This window comes from Lyngbya sp. CCY1209 (assembly GCF_035615495.1).
In the GTDB taxonomy this organism is placed as follows: domain Bacteria; phylum Cyanobacteriota; class Cyanobacteriia; order Cyanobacteriales; family Microcoleaceae; genus Limnospira.
This window is the reverse complement of record NZ_JAJENU010000090.1, coordinates 1-368: the sequence shown is the minus strand read 5'-3', so window position 1 is coordinate 368 and position 368 is coordinate 1. Positions and strand designations below refer to the sequence as shown.

At 45.7% G+C, this 368-nt stretch carries 1 protein-coding gene; it reads left to right on the top strand.

All coding sequences use genetic code 11. The annotated features are described in order from the left end of the window. Window positions 1–172: 172 nt before the first annotated feature. On the top strand, window positions 173–368 hold a 196-nt coding region (locus LKE08_RS00470; RefSeq protein ID WP_324702226.1), incomplete at its 3' end, for a DUF433 domain-containing protein.

The window sequence follows — 368 nt, the reverse complement described above, 5'->3', positions numbered from 1 at the left end:
TGTGGAAAATCTCAGGGGAGCGATCGCTGTGGTATTTTAGTAGGTAGAACAATCCGGAAGCTACCAGTTGAAGCAATGAGCGAAGTAGTTGTAACACTGTAGCTATGTTGACACTAAGGCAAGACCGGCGAGTTATGGAAAGGGGTTTTCAACGTAGTTAGGGAGGTTGGTCATGCAACTTGAAGATTATTTCAACTTTTTGGCCGATGATGACATTCGGCTAAAAGGGACACGCATTGGGATTGAGACAGTTCTGTTTGACTACCTCTTTCGTGCTCGCACACCAGAGGAAATTGCCAGCACCTATCCGTCTCTAAACCTAGAGCAAGTCTACGCCACGATCTTGTATTATCTGCACCACAAAGAAG